Source organism: Nocardia sp. NPDC002869 (assembly GCF_046764065.1).
GTDB classification, from domain to species: Bacteria; Actinomycetota; Actinomycetes; order Mycobacteriales; family Mycobacteriaceae; genus Nocardia; species Nocardia rhamnosiphila.
On record NZ_JBKOOL010000008.1, the window covers coordinates 14,721 to 30,687 of the forward strand.

At 66.4% G+C, this 15,967-nt stretch carries 16 protein-coding genes and 2 pseudogenes; 9 read left to right on the forward strand and 9 right to left on the reverse strand.

Going from position 1 to position 15,967, the window contains the following annotated elements; genetic code table 11:
• The first annotated feature begins 374 nt into the window (after positions 1 to 374).
• Both ACLML9_RS02400 and ACLML9_RS02405 read left to right on the forward strand, forming a co-directional pair.
• Positions 375 to 1,352, forward strand: a complete 978-nt coding sequence (locus ACLML9_RS02400; protein ID WP_411943903.1) for a YdcF family protein — start codon at positions 375 to 377, stop codon at positions 1,350 to 1,352.
• Positions 1,353 to 1,550: 198 nt separating this feature from the next.
• Complete coding sequence (locus ACLML9_RS02405) at positions 1,551 to 1,934, forward strand: hypothetical protein (RefSeq protein WP_411943904.1); 384 nt, start codon at positions 1,551 to 1,553, stop codon at positions 1,932 to 1,934.
• A 370-nt stretch (positions 1,935 to 2,304) separates the two neighbouring features.
• Here the strand turns inward: ACLML9_RS02405 and ACLML9_RS02410 are convergent, their stop codons facing one another.
• Positions 2,305 to 2,907 (reverse strand): TetR/AcrR family transcriptional regulator, encoded by a 603-nt coding sequence (locus ACLML9_RS02410; RefSeq protein ID WP_411943905.1) that lies wholly within the window; start codon positions 2,905 to 2,907, stop codon positions 2,305 to 2,307.
• A 136-nt stretch (positions 2,908 to 3,043) separates the two neighbouring features.
• On the opposite strand from ACLML9_RS02410, the gene ACLML9_RS02415 reads away from it, so the two are divergent.
• The 4 genes from ACLML9_RS02415 (at position 3,044) to ACLML9_RS02430 (ending at position 6,730) form a co-directional block, all read left to right on the forward strand.
• Positions 3,044 to 3,808, forward strand: coding sequence for a class I SAM-dependent methyltransferase (locus tag ACLML9_RS02415; RefSeq protein WP_411943906.1), 765 nt, complete (start codon positions 3,044 to 3,046; stop codon positions 3,806 to 3,808).
• A 624-nt stretch (positions 3,809 to 4,432) separates the two neighbouring features.
• Entirely contained in the window at positions 4,433 to 4,633 is a 201-nt protein-coding gene (locus ACLML9_RS02420) for a hypothetical protein (RefSeq protein WP_411943907.1), read from the forward strand.
• 217 nt (positions 4,634 to 4,850) lie between these two features.
• Positions 4,851 to 5,600, forward strand: a complete 750-nt coding sequence (locus tag ACLML9_RS02425) for an SDR family oxidoreductase (protein ID WP_411943908.1) — start codon at positions 4,851 to 4,853, stop codon at positions 5,598 to 5,600.
• Between the two features lie 251 nt (positions 5,601 to 5,851).
• Positions 5,852 to 6,730, forward strand: a complete 879-nt coding sequence (locus ACLML9_RS02430) for a LysR substrate-binding domain-containing protein (protein WP_411943909.1) — start codon at positions 5,852 to 5,854, stop codon at positions 6,728 to 6,730.
• A 143-nt stretch (positions 6,731 to 6,873) separates the two neighbouring features.
• Here the strand turns inward: ACLML9_RS02430 and ACLML9_RS02435 are convergent, their stop codons facing one another.
• Positions 6,874 to 7,008, reverse strand: coding sequence for a hypothetical protein (locus ACLML9_RS02435; protein ID WP_411943946.1), 135 nt, complete (start codon positions 7,006 to 7,008; stop codon positions 6,874 to 6,876).
• Positions 7,007 to 7,230 (reverse strand): annotated as a pseudogene (locus ACLML9_RS02440) (Tn3 family transposase); the annotation flags it as partial. The gene ACLML9_RS02435 and the pseudogene ACLML9_RS02440, both read right to left, overlap by 2 nt.
• Between ACLML9_RS02440 and ACLML9_RS02445 the strand changes: the two are divergent.
• Positions 7,181 to 7,390 carry a hypothetical protein gene (locus ACLML9_RS02445; RefSeq protein ID WP_411943947.1) on the forward strand — a complete coding sequence of 70 codons (210 nt, stop codon included), beginning with the start codon at positions 7,181 to 7,183 and terminating at the stop codon, positions 7,388 to 7,390. The pseudogene ACLML9_RS02440 and the gene ACLML9_RS02445 sit on opposite strands and share 50 nt — an antisense overlap.
• Before the next feature lie 37 nt (positions 7,391 to 7,427).
• Here ACLML9_RS02445 and ACLML9_RS02450 read toward each other — a convergent pair.
• The 6 genes and pseudogenes from ACLML9_RS02450 to ACLML9_RS02475 all read right to left on the reverse strand — a co-directional run bounded on the left by ACLML9_RS02450 (position 7,428) and on the right by ACLML9_RS02475 (position 12,911).
• A pseudogene (locus ACLML9_RS02450) lies at positions 7,428 to 8,011 on the reverse strand (dihydrofolate reductase family protein).
• 431 nt (positions 8,012 to 8,442) lie between these two features.
• Positions 8,443 to 8,799 (reverse strand): hypothetical protein, encoded by a 357-nt coding sequence (locus ACLML9_RS02455; RefSeq protein ID WP_063059589.1) that lies wholly within the window; start codon positions 8,797 to 8,799, stop codon positions 8,443 to 8,445.
• The gene (locus ACLML9_RS02460) at positions 8,796 to 9,266 is read right to left on the reverse strand and encodes a hypothetical protein (protein ID WP_411943910.1); all 471 of its coding nucleotides are present in this window, start codon (positions 9,264 to 9,266) and stop codon (positions 8,796 to 8,798) included. Before ACLML9_RS02460 ends, ACLML9_RS02455 begins: the two co-directional genes overlap by 4 nt.
• A 106-nt stretch (positions 9,267 to 9,372) precedes the next feature.
• Positions 9,373 to 10,374 (reverse strand): ketol-acid reductoisomerase, encoded by a 1,002-nt coding sequence (gene ilvC / locus ACLML9_RS02465; protein ID WP_195055121.1) that lies wholly within the window; start codon positions 10,372 to 10,374, stop codon positions 9,373 to 9,375.
• Positions 10,375 to 10,485: 111 nt separating this feature from the next.
• Positions 10,486 to 10,989, reverse strand: coding sequence for an acetolactate synthase small subunit (gene ilvN / locus ACLML9_RS02470; protein ID WP_030521893.1), 504 nt, complete (start codon positions 10,987 to 10,989; stop codon positions 10,486 to 10,488).
• Positions 10,986 to 12,911 carry an acetolactate synthase large subunit gene (locus tag ACLML9_RS02475; protein ID WP_411943911.1) on the reverse strand — a complete coding sequence of 642 codons (1,926 nt, stop codon included), beginning with the start codon at positions 12,909 to 12,911 and terminating at the stop codon, positions 10,986 to 10,988. The genes ilvN and ACLML9_RS02475 overlap by 4 nt, the downstream gene beginning before the upstream one ends.
• A 391-nt stretch (positions 12,912 to 13,302) precedes the next feature.
• On the opposite strand from ACLML9_RS02475, the gene ACLML9_RS02480 reads away from it, so the two are divergent.
• Together ACLML9_RS02480 and ilvD are read left to right on the forward strand one after the other, a co-directional pair.
• Positions 13,303 to 13,971, forward strand: coding sequence for a PH domain-containing protein (locus ACLML9_RS02480; protein ID WP_411943912.1), 669 nt, complete (start codon positions 13,303 to 13,305; stop codon positions 13,969 to 13,971).
• Positions 13,972 to 14,121: 150 nt separating this feature from the next.
• Positions 14,122 to 15,963, forward strand: a complete 1,842-nt coding sequence (ilvD, locus tag ACLML9_RS02485) for a dihydroxy-acid dehydratase (protein WP_411943913.1) — start codon at positions 14,122 to 14,124, stop codon at positions 15,961 to 15,963.
• The last annotated feature ends 4 nt before the right edge of the window (positions 15,964 to 15,967 follow it).

Below are 15,967 nucleotides of genomic sequence, written 5' to 3' on the forward strand. Positions count from 1 at the left end.
CCGGGTTCTTGGCGCCGCGGGGTGAAGGTGGAGCGCGGCGAAGCCGAGTTCGGCATGATAACACCATGACTGGTGGAGTCTTGGGTATCAACCCAACGAATTGATCGGGCGGTTGGTTGGGTTCCGCCTCTACTCCGTGCAGTTCGTGATGGACTACGTCCAGCTGCACTTCGACGGCCCCACACAGGACATGGCGGCGCTCTTCCCGGAGCGAGGACTGAGGCGACGTACGCGACGGGAGGCGGATGTGGGAGGCATCCAGATACGGGGACTCCGCCAGATGCAGAGAAAGAAGGCCGGTACTAACCTCGACAGGCTGACAGCGGACTCATGGTTCTGCGCGTCGTTTCGGATCATGAGTTTCAAGAGGACGGATGAGTGGCCTGGATCTGCCGGGTGCGAACAGCCCGGCGAGGATTGCTCTGGACGCTGCCGGTCGGGTTGCCCGCGCGTTGACCACCGGTGTCTCGGACGCGGTCGGCAAACAGAGAGGACTGATCAGCGAGACCCGGGCATCGGCCGGCATGTTCCGCCGCGCGGAACGTGATGCTGCGATACCGATCGATACGTCCGCCCGAGCGTTGATCAGGAATGATCAGGTCTACGGCGGGCGCCGGGAAGATGCCTACACCGAATGGTTCGGGGAACTCCGCGATCGCGGTGTGGATACAGACCGGGCGATGTCGGACTTGGGAAAACTGTGGGATTACCTGCGCCACGACCCGAAATGGGAGATCGATCCAGCACGGAACTACGGAGGAATCATCTTCTTCGGCAGCAAAGACATCGGCGGCGCCGCGGTGATCGCGAACCTCGTCCGCGACCGCGGGCTCCACGATGTGCCTGTCGTGTTCTCCGGAAGCAACGGCGAAGCAGCCAAATTCCGCCTGGCCGCGGAGAAGATGAAATTCGACCCCCGACAGATCATCGAGGAACCCAAGGCCGCCAACACGGGGCAAAACGCTGCCTTCTCGGCCCAAATGCTCGCCGACCACGGCCGCGATATCTTCTCGCTCATCGGGGTGTGCACCCCGTTCCACACACGCCGGGTATGGGCCACGGTCATGCAGCAGGGCGTCGCCGACGTGAACGGCAAGCGTGTGTCGGTCGATCACGTCGCCATGTCCACCCCCGATGTCTCCCTGGAGAACTACATGAAGTACGGCAACCGGCCCGATGCCGATACAGCACCGCATCCGAAATCGATCGTCGCGGTCACCATGGGAGAGATCAAACGCCTCGACGAGTACCCCGCCGAAGGCCACATCGTCGGGCAAGCCATCCCCGGCGAGGTCCGCGACGCCTACAACCGACTCAGTGAAACCTTCCGGCCCGCCGAACGCCGATACTGACCACCGCCTTGCGGCCAAGCGAACGGCTCCCTCCCTTGCCGCTTCCGGCCGGTGTTCATAAAAAGGCTATTCATAGACACTTGAAGACAAATAAACACCGTTGAACAGCGATGATCGCTCTCTTGAGTGTCCAGAAATACGTCGGTTTATGAACAGTTGGCGTCTAGCGAAAAGTCCCCGAGCGCCTATTCTGACGCGGTGCATACCCATCGGACTTTCGAAAACCCCGACGCGCTGGCCCACGAGGTCGTGGTCGAGACGTTGGAGCGAGCTCTACGTGACCGTACGGCCGAAGGGGAAGCTGCTGATGCCCTGGTCGGAACCGCGTTGAACGACGACGACATGGAGTTCGTCGAACACTGGTGCATGCAAGTGGGGGCACAGGCTGCGCCGGGTAGTCCGTTGCTTGGGCTGGCCGGCCTGTGCCTAGGTCACACCGCTCGGCGTTTCGGGTGTCTCAGCGATGACGCCCTCGCACTCGCGAAGTCGCTGGCGGCGCGTGCCGAGGCCGACCCGGCGGGCGTGGACGGTCGGGCTCTTGACGGGTATGACGACGTCCGGAGCTTCCTGCACTTGTGGTGAGGTCCATCGGAAACGGCCCTGAACTGAGGTCCGTGGCCCGAGCCGCAAAGTAGCGAGTGGCGTTCGGTGGGAGCATTCCGTCAGCTACCCGTTCCGGTTCCTTGGTCCCCCTGGCGCTGACCGCCGTGTTCGGCCGGGACCGAGATCGGCGGCCCGCGGCCCGGCGCGTGCTGGAGCTGCTATGGCCCGATCACCCAGGTGATCGTTCCATAGGAGGGGGGTTCATCGGAACAGTTCACGGAACACCGTGACCTGGGCCCGAATCCTGCGGAAGTGGTGTTCCGTTGGCGGATCGCCTTACGGAACACTCGATGAGTTCAACCGGTGGGCCGGAAAGCTTATCGGCAGCTGTTCTCGACGCCGGCAGGGCTCAGGCCGGTCGTCGTTGCACGGCATCGGAGATGACCGCTGCCACGAACTTTTCGACTGCTGATGTAGTCGGCGGACCGGGGTCGCGGTCTGTGAATAACAGGTGCCCGCCACCGACGAGGGAGAGGGTGAGTGAGTCGATGTCCGCGTCGGATGCGATGCGGCCCAGTTCCCGCTCGTCGGTCAGATAAGTGGAGATCACGGTCGTCGCCTCGGCGAGGATCGCCATGCCGCCGCCGGGCCTGGCCTGCCGAAGTCGTGCGCGGAGCTCGTCACGGAAGGTGATGAGCGGGATGATCGCCACCGGAACCGGTCCGAACAGAATGGTCAGCGCGCTGGTCAGATTGGCGGCAACCGTGCCGGCGCCGGCGGAGGCGCGCAGCGCACTCGCCTGCGCTTCGAGCTGCGCGGCCCGGTCGAGCACAAGGTCGGTGAGGAAGGCGTCGAAGTCGGTGAAATGCCGGTGCAGAACGCCTTTGGCGCAGCCCGCCTCGTCGGTGACAGCCCGGCTGGTCAACCCGTTCGGCCCATCCCGCAGCAATACGCGTTCGGCAGCATCGAACAGCTGCTGCCGCGCATCGCGCAAATGCACTCCGGTCGGCACTTACAGATCCTCTCGATACGTCAACTAGTCGGTACCAGTTGCCTAGTGGGCACACACCCATTAACGTGGGCGCATGCCCACTCTACCACGCGAGTAACCAGAACCCTTCCCAGCGCAGCTGCACAAGGCCCGGCCGATGGCCGAGTCGTTCGGTACGGACGCGCAACGCTACGACCAGGCCCGGCCCGTCTACCCCGAGGCCCTGGTCGCGCGGATCGTCGCCGGCAGCCCCGGGCCTGACGTGCTCGACGTGGGCTGCGGCACCGGCATCGCGGCCCGCCAGTTCCAAACCGCAGGGTGCACGGTGTTCGGCGTCGAACCCGATGCGCGGATGGCCGACTTCGCGCGAGCCCGCGGCCTGGAGGTCGAGGTGGCGACCTTCGAAGCGTGGCAGCCGGGTGACCGGATGTTCGATGCGGTCATCGCCGCCCAGTCGTGGCATTGGGTGGACCCGGTTGCCGGTGCCGCGAAGGCGGCCGGCGTGCTGCGTCCAGGGGGACGGCTGGCGATCTTCGGCCACGTGTACGAGCCACCCACCGCGGTGGCAGAACCGTTCGCGGCCGCCTACCGGCGGGTGGCGCCGGACTCCCCGTTCAGCGGCCAACCGGCTCGACGACCCGTCGAGCTCTACCAAGCCGGATACGCGAAAATCGCCGACCGGATCCACGAGACCGGACAATTCGGAGATCCCGAACAGTGGCGATTCGACTGGCAGCAGTCCTATACGCGCGACCAATGGCTGGAGCTGCTCCCCACCACAGGTGGCCTGACCCGGCTCCGTCCTGATCAGCTGGCCGAGATACTGGACGCGGTCGGCAACGCCATCGACGCCCTGGGCGGATCCTTCACGATGGACTGCACCACCCTGGCCGCGACCGCCGCACGCGCAGGCACTTCCTGACGGCCGCGCCCGGCACCAAAGCCGGTCCAGGGTGCCGATGGCTGCGGCGGCCGACACCGCTGCGCGCGCAGCACCGACGATGAACCCGTGCCACCCCGCGCCCGTCGGGTGCGCGCGGGCGCTATCCGTCACGGTCGTTCGGCACACCGACCACGGCTCGGTTACCGCTGTCGCGGTGAGAGCCGGGCATGACTTTCCGAAGCTACGGTCTGGCGGCGGTACGGTCATCAGCCGTAGAGGGCGCGGTCATCGGCATGAACGTGCACTCACTATCGTTGGCCGGCGGTGAGCCACACTGCGCCAACTGGCCGTCTATGGGGATCGGGAACTGGCCATCCGTGGGGAATTTCTTCTGGCCGCTGTCACCCTCACCGGGTCTCGAAGCCGAATGCCTTGGTGAGAGGTTCCCCGCACTGCTGGAGAGGCTCTACCGATCCGGCCCGGCGCGTCGGCCCCGATCGTCATACTTTGGTTATGGGGATCGAGTCGCCACGAAGGCATGCACGCGGGGGACGCCTGGGCGGCACCAACGTGAGGGGGTACACCCGCGTCACCGACCGGCCCGCACCTCGTCGGGGTGGCGGCCGGTCCCCGTACTACCCCGGATCCCGCAGCGCCTCGGTCATGCCGACCCTGTGGGCCCTCGGCGCGCTCCTGGTCGGCGGGATTCTCGTGCTGGTCGTGCTGACCCTCACCCACATGGACTCACCCACCGAACGCACCGAGGGGCCTGTCGCGCCGTCGACGGTCGTGCCCGCGAAACCTGCTGCCCCGCCCGCACCTGCTGCCCCGCCGCCGGCGTGCTTCCCTCTGGCGCCCTGCTGACGGCAGCTGTCCCGATCAGTCCCGGCGTTTGAAACGGGCGGGCCTGTCCAGATAACGCCAGAGCCGTTGTCTTTACAGTCCCTTGCCTGGTGATATCGGGGCGGCTTGTGGGGGCACCAAGTTTTTGCGTTTCCTCTGGCCGGGATCGGTCTCTACGGTGGAGATATGGCCATTCGGCCGTTGACCAGTACCGATGCCGGATAGGAGTGGATGAGCAATGGCTGAGCAATCGTTGGAGGGCAAGGTCGCGGTGATCGGCGGCGGCGAGAAGAATCTCGGCGGGTTGTTGTCGACAAGGTTCGGCGAGGCCGGCGCGAAAATCGTAGTGCATTACCACGGCAGCCGCGACGAGGCGGAAGCGACGGTCAAGGCAATCGAGGCAGCCGGTTCGCAGGCGATCACGGTACAAGCAGACCTTACTCAGGTGGCCGAGGTGCGGCGCTTGTTCGACGCGGCAGTCGATGAGTTCGGTGGTGTCGATGTCGCTGTCAACACCACGGGAATGGTGTTGCGGAAGCCGATCCTCGACACCACCGAAGAGGAGTACGACCGCATGTTCGGCATCAACGCCAAAGCAGGCTACTTCTTCATCCAGGAGGCTGGACGCCGACTCAACGACAACGGCAAGATCGTCAGCCTGGGCACCTCGCTGCTTGCTGCCTTCACCGACGGCTACTCCACTTATGCCGGGGCCAAGGCGCCGCTCGAGCATTTCACACGCGCGGCGGCCAAGGAGTTCGCCGAGCGGGGTATCTCGGTCAACGTGGTGGCGCCAGGCCCGATGGACACCCCGTTCTTCTATCCGCAGGAGAACGAGCAGCGCGTGGAGTTCCACAAGTCGCAGGCGTTGGGTAACCAGCTGACCAAGATCGAAGACATCGTTCCGGTCATCGAGTTCCTGGTGACCGATGGTTGGTGGTTCACCGGGCAGACGCTGTTCCCCAACGGCGGCTACACCACCCGCTGACCCACCGGGGTGAGGCCCCGGTCGCAGGGTGAATGGCCGGGGCCCACCGGCACCCGCCGCTGCGCGAGCCCCAGCGGCAGATCGCGGTCCGCAACGACACCTAGGGAAAGATGCGCACCGCGAGGTCGTTCACCGTCGCCGGCGGCAAGATCACCCGCACCGAGACAGGACAGGGATGACCGACCGGGGCTGCCCACACCGGCGACGGACGTGACAGCACCGCCGCGCGTGGGCACGAGGAAGAAGGTGATATGCCGGTCGACTTGCACAAGCTCGAGCACCTCGTGACAGTGGTCGAGGAGGGCAGTTTCACCCGCGCCGCCGCCCGGTTACATCTGACTCAGCAGGCGTTGTCCACTTCGATCCGCGTGCTCGAACGAGAAGTGGGCGTGCCGCTGCTGGACCGCCACGGCGCGCGGCTGTCGGTACTGCCCGCCGGGCGTGCTCTCATCGAGGACGCCTACGCGCTGCGCGGAGCCGCCCACGCGGCCCTGCACCGTGCACGCCGCATCGGGCGCGGACAAGCCGAGGTCCTGCGGATCGGGCACACCCCGGCGGTGACGGTCGACGACATCACCGACCTGCTACACCGGGCCCGCACCGCCGTCGGCGACCCCGCCGTCGAGGTCAACCAACGCTACCCACGCGAATTGACCAGCGCTTTACTGGCGGGCGAGCTCGACCTCGGCCTCTGCCGTGCCATGACACCGGCCCGCGGACTGGCACGCTCCCGATTGTGTGAACAACCGCTGCGCATCGCCGTGTCCGCCGACCACCCGCTGGCCGCACACCGATATGTCGCGTTGTCCGAGCTGTCCGAAGAGACCTTCGTCGTCTGGGGACAACCCGGCCAGTCCGGCTACACCGATCTTCTCCTCACCCACTGCCGCCACGCAGGCTTCGAACCCCACATCGAACGCAGCCCCATGCAAGGAATCCCACCGGTCACCGCCGTCATCGGCACCCACCGCCTCGCGTTCGTCACCACCGGACCCGGCCCCGAAGAACACGGCCGAGTTCACGTACTGGACCTGCAGCCACCGATCCACACCCCGATGTACGCCCTGTGGAACCAACACACCCACAGCCCCGCCCGCGATACCTTCCTCCACACCGCCACTGCGGACTGAACAAGATCGACACCACGTCGGCGCGCAGGGCCGGTGGTGGTCTCGGTGTCGGTTGTGCGGCTGTTCTCGAGGATGCGCCGTGACCCACGACGCATCCTCTGCATTGCCCGATCCGTCGGCTCACATCTGTCTCGTAGCCTTGGTCAAAACAGGGTGTCGCGCATCCGCAGGGGCCGGTACCCGGTCGGTCCGAGCTGGGCGAGTTCGGCGTCGATATCGACCTCGATGGCGCCGAAGAAGTTGATGTTCTCGCTGTGCGCCGGGCTGATGTGCGCCATTCACCGGCGTCGCCCCGTGAGTGTCGGTGGCGTGTTCGGTGATCGGCAGATCCGTGGCGTCGCCGAGGATTTCATCGAGCACGTAGTGCGCGTGGCGACGATGATCTTCGTGCCGTAGGTGGCGTGCCGATCGGTGACATGGGTGTAGGTCGACAGCACCCGGCCGCTGTGGGTGACCATCTCCCGCGCCGTCGTCGACTTGCCGCGGACCGGGAACCGCTGGACCCCGGACAAGTACGACGACTTCGTCGCGGGTATCGAACGCCTCGTCGAGGAGCTCGGAATACCCCAGCCGTTGCCGCCCTTGTCGGCGACAGGTGTCGACTACCTGTTCGAGCCCGATGTGCTGGTCGAGGTGGAGGCGTACGCCGTGCTGGACTGAGTGGTGGCAGGAACGCGCGAGAAGCGCCGCGGGAGGGTTACGCGTGCAGGGTGGGACGGTAGATGAGCTCTTGGATATTGCCGTCGAGCGTCCGGCTCTCGATCAGCTCCAGATCGAAATCGGCCGCGCCGCCGAAGATCGGGTCCGTGCCGGTCCGCCCGGTGATCACCGGGAAGATCGTCACCTGCACCCGGTCGACCAGACCGGCCGCCAACAGCGCCCAGTTCATCGACAGGCTGCCGTGTGAGCGCAACGGCACCTCGGACTCCTCCTTGAGCCGGGCGACGATATCGACGGCGTCGCCGCCCGCGATGGTCGCGTCCGGCCAGTCGAGCGGCCCTGCCAGAGTGCTCGACACCACCGTCGCGGGCAGGTTCCGCATCCGGGTGACCCAGGGGTCACCCACCCCGGACTCTTCGGTGCTCGAGCCCAGCATCTCCACGAACTGCCGAAAGGTTTGGCGCCGAATATCATGCGCTGCTCGGTGCCGAACAGTTCGAATCGGCGGTCGAGCAGTTCGGGGCCCTGTTTACCCCAGTAGCCGCCCCAGTCGCCGCCTTCTCCGTAGGAGCCGTAGCCGTCGAGGCTGGAGAAAACGTCGAAGGTGTAGGTGGCGGTCATGATGCGCTCCTCGGGTGCGGTGATCGGGCACGTACGGGTACAGACCCGGGACCACGGCGAAACTCATCGGCGAACCGCTCAGGCGGTTTCGGTGATCGGCCGGTCCACCCGGCTCAGCAGGTCGCGATCGTCGACTGAAGGCACTGACACACCGCAGCTCACCGTTCGCGACCCCGACCCCCGCGCGCTGCACGCGATGTGTAAATGCGTCGTACCCATACTCTTTCCACGTACGATGCGAAACATACTGTCCAGCAGAGCATTTAGGATCCTCGGTCAGCAAGCACCCCGGCGGTCTACTCACCCCACAAGGGCAACCCGCCACGGTCCACACGCCGTTCGAGTCGGCCGTACATTACGCAGTCGAGCGAATCCTCGACGGACTCAGATCGGAAGACACCAACTTCCGGCACGGGTCGGCCTCTTGGACATCATCGATCCGTGTCTTTGGGATGACGAGGCGATGCGTAGACGAGCCAAACGGTACGGCTGCCGTCGTCGATCACATATCGAATCCGGCCGCCGCTCGTAACTTCATACTCCCACTGCTCGAGGTCGGCTCCGTTGTGCCGATGTGTGCCGAGATCGCCGCGCAGTCGATGCTGACGATCGGGGTTCGTACGCGAGCGCGGGTCAGCACGAAGCACCTCGAAACAACGGCGAGTATTCGGCAGCGCCAGCCGACAGAGCTCCTCCCAACCACGAACTGCATCGGTGGTACCGAAGCGGACTTCCCACTCGCCATCCGGCGCGGGCACTGTAACCCGGTCGCCACGCTTCGGGCTCATATGGTGAGGTCCACAGGACCGAAATCACCGCTGGTCGGTGTTTGCGCTGCTCGATACCCGTCCGGGTCGGCCTTGATACGCGCAGTTGCCCGCCATCCCGCAATGGCCTCTCGGACAGCGGGGTCGGCATCCAATTCGGCTGCGTCCGAGAGCGCTTCGGCCAGTTCGACCGTGAATCCCCGGATTTCCTCTTCGGAGAGGTGACGCACCCAGGGAAATACGTCGGGGATGGCCAAGCGCAGCGTCGCGGCGGCCGCGTCGTGTTTCAGCAGGGCCAGGAACAGCCGGGAGGCGGCCGAGAGCGACTCGTCCCGTAAGTCTTGCCGGTCAGCGGCCGTGAGATAGAAATCCACCGCATCGCGGTGCGTGATGCGCACCCGGCCGAGCCGGGTGGCTCGCTCGGCAACCTCTTTGGGATGCCGCGACAGGTCAGAGAAGGTGACGTGGTCATCGGCAGTCAGGCTCACGATGACATCGTATATCAGAATATAATCTGAATACAGGTCTCGGTTGCGGAAGGGGCCCTCCCGCAAAACGCGGAAGGGCCCCTTTCGGCGCTGGTCGGCGAACCGCTCAGGCGGTTTCTGTGATCGGCCGGTCCACCCAGCTCATCAGGTCGCGCAGCTTCTTACCGGTGACCTCGATCGGGTGCTCGGCGTTCTGCTTGCGCAGGCCCTCGAGCTCCTTGTTGCCACCCTCGACATTGGCGACCAGCCGCTTGACGAAGGTGCCGTCCTGGATGTCCTTGAGGATGTCCTGCATCCGCTTCTTGGTGTCGGCGTCGATGACCCGCGGGCCCGACAGGTAGCCGCCGAATTCGGCGGTGTCGGAGACCGAGTAGTTCATGCGGGCGATACCGCCCTCGTACATCAGGTCGACGATCAGCTTCAGCTCGTGCAGCACCTCGAAGTAGGCCATCTCCGGGGCGTAACCGGCCTCGACCATGACCTCGAAACCGGTCTTGACCAGTTCCTCGGTGCCGCCGCACAGCACGGCCTGCTCACCGAAGAGGTCGGTTTCGGTCTCTTCCTTGAAGGTGGTCTTGATGACGCCGGCGCGGGTGCCGCCGATGCCCTTGGCGTAGGACAGCGCCAGTGCCTGGCCCTCGCCCTTCGGGTCCTGCTCGATGGCGATCAGGGCGGGGACACCCTTGCCGTCGACGAACTGGCGGCGCACCAGGTGGCCGGGGCCCTTGGGGGCGACCATGCCGATGGTGATCTCGGCGGCCGGCTTGATCAGGCCGAAGTGGATATTGAGGCCGTGGCCGAAGAACAGGGCGTCGCCGTCCTTCAGGTTGGGCTCGATGTCATTGGTGAAGATCGACGCCTGCGCCGTGTCGGGGGCGAGCAGCATGATGACGTCGGCCCACTCCGAAACCTCGGCGGGAGTGCCGACGGTCAGCCCGGCCTCTTCGGCCTTGGCCCGCGACTTGGAGCCTTCCTTGAGGCCGATGCGGACCTCGACGCCGGAGTCGCGCAGGCTCAGCGAATGCGCGTGCCCCTGGCTGCCGTAACCGATCACCGCGACCTTACGGCCCTGGATGATCGACAGGTCGGCATCGTCGTCGTAGAACATCTCGACTGCCACTTGGTGGTATCCCTTCTGACTTATTCGAACCCGCGAAACGCGGGAAACGGTAAACGAGGCACGTAACGTGGCCGGGCGCGGGGTGCGCCCGGCCACGGATCAGCGGGTGGCGGTGATGGATTTCGGTCCGCGGCCCACGGCCACCACCCCGGACTGCACGATCTCCCGGATGCCGTACGGCTCGAGCATGCGCAGCAGCGCGTCGAGCTTGGAGCGGGTGCCGGTCGCCTCGACGGTGAGCGCGTCGGGCGAGACGTCGATGACCTTGGCGCGGAACAGGTTGACCGATTCGATCACCTGGGTGCGCACACTGGCGTCGGCGCGGACCTTCACCAGGATCAGTTCGCGGGCCACGGAGGTCTCCGGGTCCTGTTCGACGATCTTGATCACATTCACCAGCTTGTTGAGCTGTTTGGTGACCTGTTCCAGCGGCAGATCGTCCACGGTGACCACGATGGTCATCCGGGAGATCTCCTTGACCTCGGTCGCGCCGACGGCCAGCGATTCGATATTGAAGCCGCGCCGGGAGAACAGACTGGCCACCCGGGCCAGCACGCCGGGCTTGTCCTCGACCAGGACACTGAGGGTGTGGGTGGTGCTCATGACGGGTTCCCCTCGGTCTCGGCCTGCTCGCGATTCATGGCCTCGTGGATGATGGCGGGTTCGGCGGCGGCCTCGTCCTCGTCGAACAGCGGGCGGATACCGCGCGCGGCCATGATCTCGTCGTTGCTCGTGCCCGCGGCGACCATCGGCCACACCTGGGCGTCCTTGCCGACGATGAAATCGATCACCACGGGACGGTCGTTGATCGACTGGGCCTCGCGGATCGCGGCCTCGACGTCCTCTTCCTTCTCCACCCGGATGCCGTGGCAGCCCAAGGCTTCGGCGAGCTTCACGAAATCGGGGATGCGCAGACCGTGGGTCTTGAGGTCGGTATTGGAGTAGCGCTGGTCGTAGAACAGGGTCTGCCACTGGCGGACCATGCCCAGATTGCCGTTGTTGATCAGCGCGACCTTGATCGGCACACCCTCCACCGAGCAGGTGGCGAGTTCCTGATTGGTCATCTGGAAGCAGCCGTCACCGTCGACCGCCCACACCTCGCGGTCGGGCTGACCCATCTTGGCGCCCATCGCGGCGGGAACGGCGTAACCCATGGTCCCGGCGCCGCCGGAGTTCAGCCAGGTCCGCGGCTTCTCGTACTTGATGAACTGGGCGGCCCACATCTGGTGCTGGCCGACGCCCGCGCAGTAGATGGCGTCGGGACCGGCCAGGCGGCCCAGGGTCTCGATGACGTACTCCGGCGACACCGACCCGTCCGACGGCTTGCTCCAGCCGAGCGGGTAGGAGTCGCGGATGCCGTCGAGGTAGGCCCGCCAGGCGGTCAGGTCGAGTTCGAAACCGGCCGGGTCGGCGCGCAGGGTCTCGATGAGTTCGGTGATCACCTCGCGGCAGTCGCCGACGATCGGCACATCGGCGTGCCGGTTCTTCCCGATCTCGGCGGGGTCGATATCCGCGTGGATCACCTTGGCGCCGGGCGCGAAGGAATCCAGCTGCCCGGTGACGCGGTCGTCGAAGCGGGCACCCAGGGTGACCAGCAGATCGGATTTCTGCAGGGCGGCCACCGCGGCCACGGTGCCGTGCATACCCGGCATACCCATATTGAGTTCGTGGCTGTCGGGGAACGCGCCGCGCGCCATCAGCGTGGTGACCACCGGGATACCGGTGAGCTCGGCGAGTTCCAGCAGTTCGGCCGACGCATCGGACTTGATCACACCGCCGCCGACGTAGAGCACGGGCCGGGTGGACTCGGCGATCAGCCGGGCGGCCTCGCGCACCTGCTTACCGTGCGGTTTGGTGACCGGACGGTAGCCGGGCAGCCGCATCTCCGGCGGCCAGCCGAAGGTCGTCTGCTCCTGCAGCACATCCTTGGGGATATCCACCAGCACCACCCCGGGCCGTCCGCTCGACGCCAGGTAGAAGGCCTCGGCGAGGATCCGCGGGATATCGGCGCCCTCTTTGATCAGGAAGTTGTGTTTGGTGATCGGCATGGTGATGCCGGAGATATCGGCTTCCTGGAAGGCGTCGGTGCCGATCAGGCTACGGCCGACCTGACCGGTGATCGCGACCATCGGCACCGAATCCATCTGGGCGTCCGCGATCGGGGTCACCAGATTGGTCGCGCCGGGACCGGAGGTCGCCATACACACACCGACCTTGCCGGTGGCCTGGGCGTATCCGGTGGCCGCGTGGCCCGCGCCCTGCTCGTGCCGCACGAGCACATGGCGCACCTTGGTCGAATCGAAGAGTGGATCGTAAACAGGAAGGACAGCACCGCCCGGAATACCGAATACCGTATCGACACCGAGCTCCTCGAGGGAGCGGACGACGGACTGCGCGCCGGTGACCCGCTCGGGCGGGACCTGGCGGCGGTTCGCCTGGGTGGTCGGAGCGCCGGCCGGAGCCGACGGGTTCGAAGGCGGGGGCCTGCGGGCCCCGGGCCCGGGCCGGGTAGTTGGTGCGCTCACCGTCTGGGTTCCTTACTGCTTGTCGTTCACTGGTCCCGACATAAAAAAGCCCTCGACAGCCGGCGGCTGTTCGAGGGTGGCGCGTCGCAGTGCGAGCTGACGTATTCGACTCCGGATCGTCTGGCTCAGCGCTGGACGCGCCGGCCGATTACGAGCATCTCGTTTCGATTCACGCGCATGACGGTATGTGTGCGTGTGGTGCGGAGTCAAACAGCTGACCGCTGACTTCCCATTATGTGGGAAGGTAGCGGGTGCTCACACCGGTCCACCATGATGCGAGGATGGAGAGGTGTCATCACCGCATCAGTCCGTGCCACCTCCTGAATCGTCCCACAACCCCGCTGCCGCGGAGGTAACGGGTGGGGATACGGCGCCGCCCGGACCGCGGCGTGTGATCCGCACGACACGACTGTCCTTCCTCGGCGTGTTTCTCCTCGCGATGTGCGTGTTCTTCCCCATCGTCGGCTGGCCGGCCGGACTGTTCTGGCTCGCGTTGATCCCCCTTGCCGTGCTCGTCTGGATCGTGCGGACACAGACGACGGTCTCGCCGGCCGGACTGGACCTGCGGTCGGTCTTCTCCTCCCGGCACATCGACTGGGCCCAGGTGATGGGCCTGAGCATCCCCAAACGGGGGTTCGTACGCGTCCATCTGGACGACGACAGCGAGGCGCCGCTGCCGGCGGTGAGCTACGACCGGCTACGCGACCTGGTGGACGCCTCCGGCGGGCGTATCCCGGACCCGTTCGCGGTCCCCGACCCGGCCCCGCCCGCCTCCGACACGGCCACCACCGACGTCACCTCGTCCGATGACACCGCCCCCGGCACCGACGACGCAACGCCCGGCACCGAAGCCGGCAGCCCTGCGCCCGCCGACACGACCTCCGATGACTCCGCGCCCGCCGACACGACCTCCGATGACTCCGCGCCCGCCGACGCCGCAGCCGATGACGCGACGCCGCGTGACGCGGGTTCCCCGGATGCGGCGCCGGGCGACTCGACGTCCGACCGGCCCGCGACCGGTGGCTCCGGAAAGACCCGCGCCGACTCCAACGACTCCTGACCCACCCCCAGGGCTGCCGATACCGGCCCCGGGCCCGCTTCCGAACGGGAGTAGCCTGGAAAATCGCCGATCGCACCCGACCGCGGTCCCCGCGCCGGGCGATACGGCGCTGTCGCAACTTTCAGCCCCGCGACCCGACCGAGGACACTCATGCCACCGCTTCGTTCCCGAACAACCACCATCGGCCGTAATGCCGCCGGCGCCCGCGCCCTGTGGCGGGCCACCGGTATGACCGATTCCGATTTCGGTAAGCCGATCGTCGCCATCGCCAACTCCTACACCCAGTTCGTGCCCGGGCACGTACATCTCAAGGACGTCGGTGAGATCGTGGCCGGCGCGGTGCGGGAAGCGGGCGGGGTACCACGGGAATTCCACACCATCGCGGTGGACGACGGCATCGCCATGGGTCACGGCGGCATGCTCTATTCGCTGCCCAGCCGGGAGATCATCGCCGATTCGGTCGAGTACATGGTGAACGCGCACACCGCCGACGCGCTGGTGTGCATCTCCAACTGCGACAAGATCACCCCGGGCATGCTGAACGCCGCCATGCGGTTGAACATCCCCACCGTCTTCGTCTCCGGTGGGCCGATGGAGGCCGGTAAGGCCGTGGTCGTGGGCGGGGTCGCGCAGGCCCCGACCGACCTCATCACCGCGATCTCGGCCAGCGCGAATTCGGCGGTCACCGATGAGGGATTGAGCGAGGTCGAGCGCAGCGCCTGTCCGACCTGCGGTTCCTGCTCCGGAATGTTCACCGCCAACTCGATGAACTGCCTCACCGAGGCCCTGGGTCTGGCGCTGCCGGGCAACGGGTCGACGCTGGCCACCCACGCGGCCCGCCGCGCCCTGTTCGAGCGGGCGGGCACGATCGTCGTCGATATCGCGACCCGCTGGTACCGCGACGACGACGCGTCGGTGCTGCCGCGCAATGTCGCGAACGAGAAGGCCTTCCGCAATGCCATGGCCCTGGACGTGGCGATGGGCGGGTCCACCAACACCGTCCTGCACACGCTGGCCGCGGCGCAGGAGGGCGAGATCGATTTCGATCTGCACACCATCGAGACCATCAGCCGCAAGGTGCCGACCCTGTCCAAGGTCTCACCGAACTCGGACTATCACATGGAGGACGTGCACCGGGCCGGCGGTATCCCCGCCATCCTCGGTGAGCTGCGCCGGGCCGGTCTGCTGGAAACCGATGTGACGACCGTGCACAGCGCGTCGGTGGACGAATGGCTCGACACCTGGGACATCCGTTCCGGCAAGGCGTCCGAGGAAGCACTGGAACTCTTCCACGCGGCGCCGGGCGGGGTGCGCACCACCGAACCCTTCTCGACCGAGAACCGCTGGTCGTCGCTGGACACCGATGCCGCGGGCGGCTGCATCCGCGATATCGAACACGCCTACACCGCCGAGGGCGGACTGGTCGTGTTGCGCGGCAATATCGCGGTCGACGGCGCGGTGCTCAAAACCGCCGGTATCGACGAGGAACTGTTCTCCTTCGAGGGCCCCGCCCTGGTGGTGGAGTCCCAGGAGGAAGCCGTCTCGGTGATCCTGGGCAAGAAGATCCGGCCCGGTGATGTGCTCGTGGTGCGGTACGAGGGTCCGGCCGGCGGGCCGGGGATGCAGGAGATGCTGCATCCGACCGCCTTCCTCAAGGGCGCGGGCCTGGGCAAACAATGCGCCCTGATCACCGACGGCCGGTTCTCCGGCGGCACCTCGGGCCTGTCCATCGGCCATATCTCGCCGGAGGCGGCCAGCGGCGGTGTGATCGGCCTGGTCGAGAACGGCGACCGGATTCGCATCGATGTCGCGACCCGCACCCTGGAGGTCCTCGTCGACGAGGCGGCGCTGGCCGAACGCCGGGCCAAGATGGAAGCCCGCGAGCGGCCGTGGCAGCCGCAGAACCGGGAACGGCCGGTCACCACCGCGCTGCGCGCCTATGCCGCGCTGGCGACCTCCGCCGACAAGGGCGCGGTCCGGCACGTGCCCTGACCTG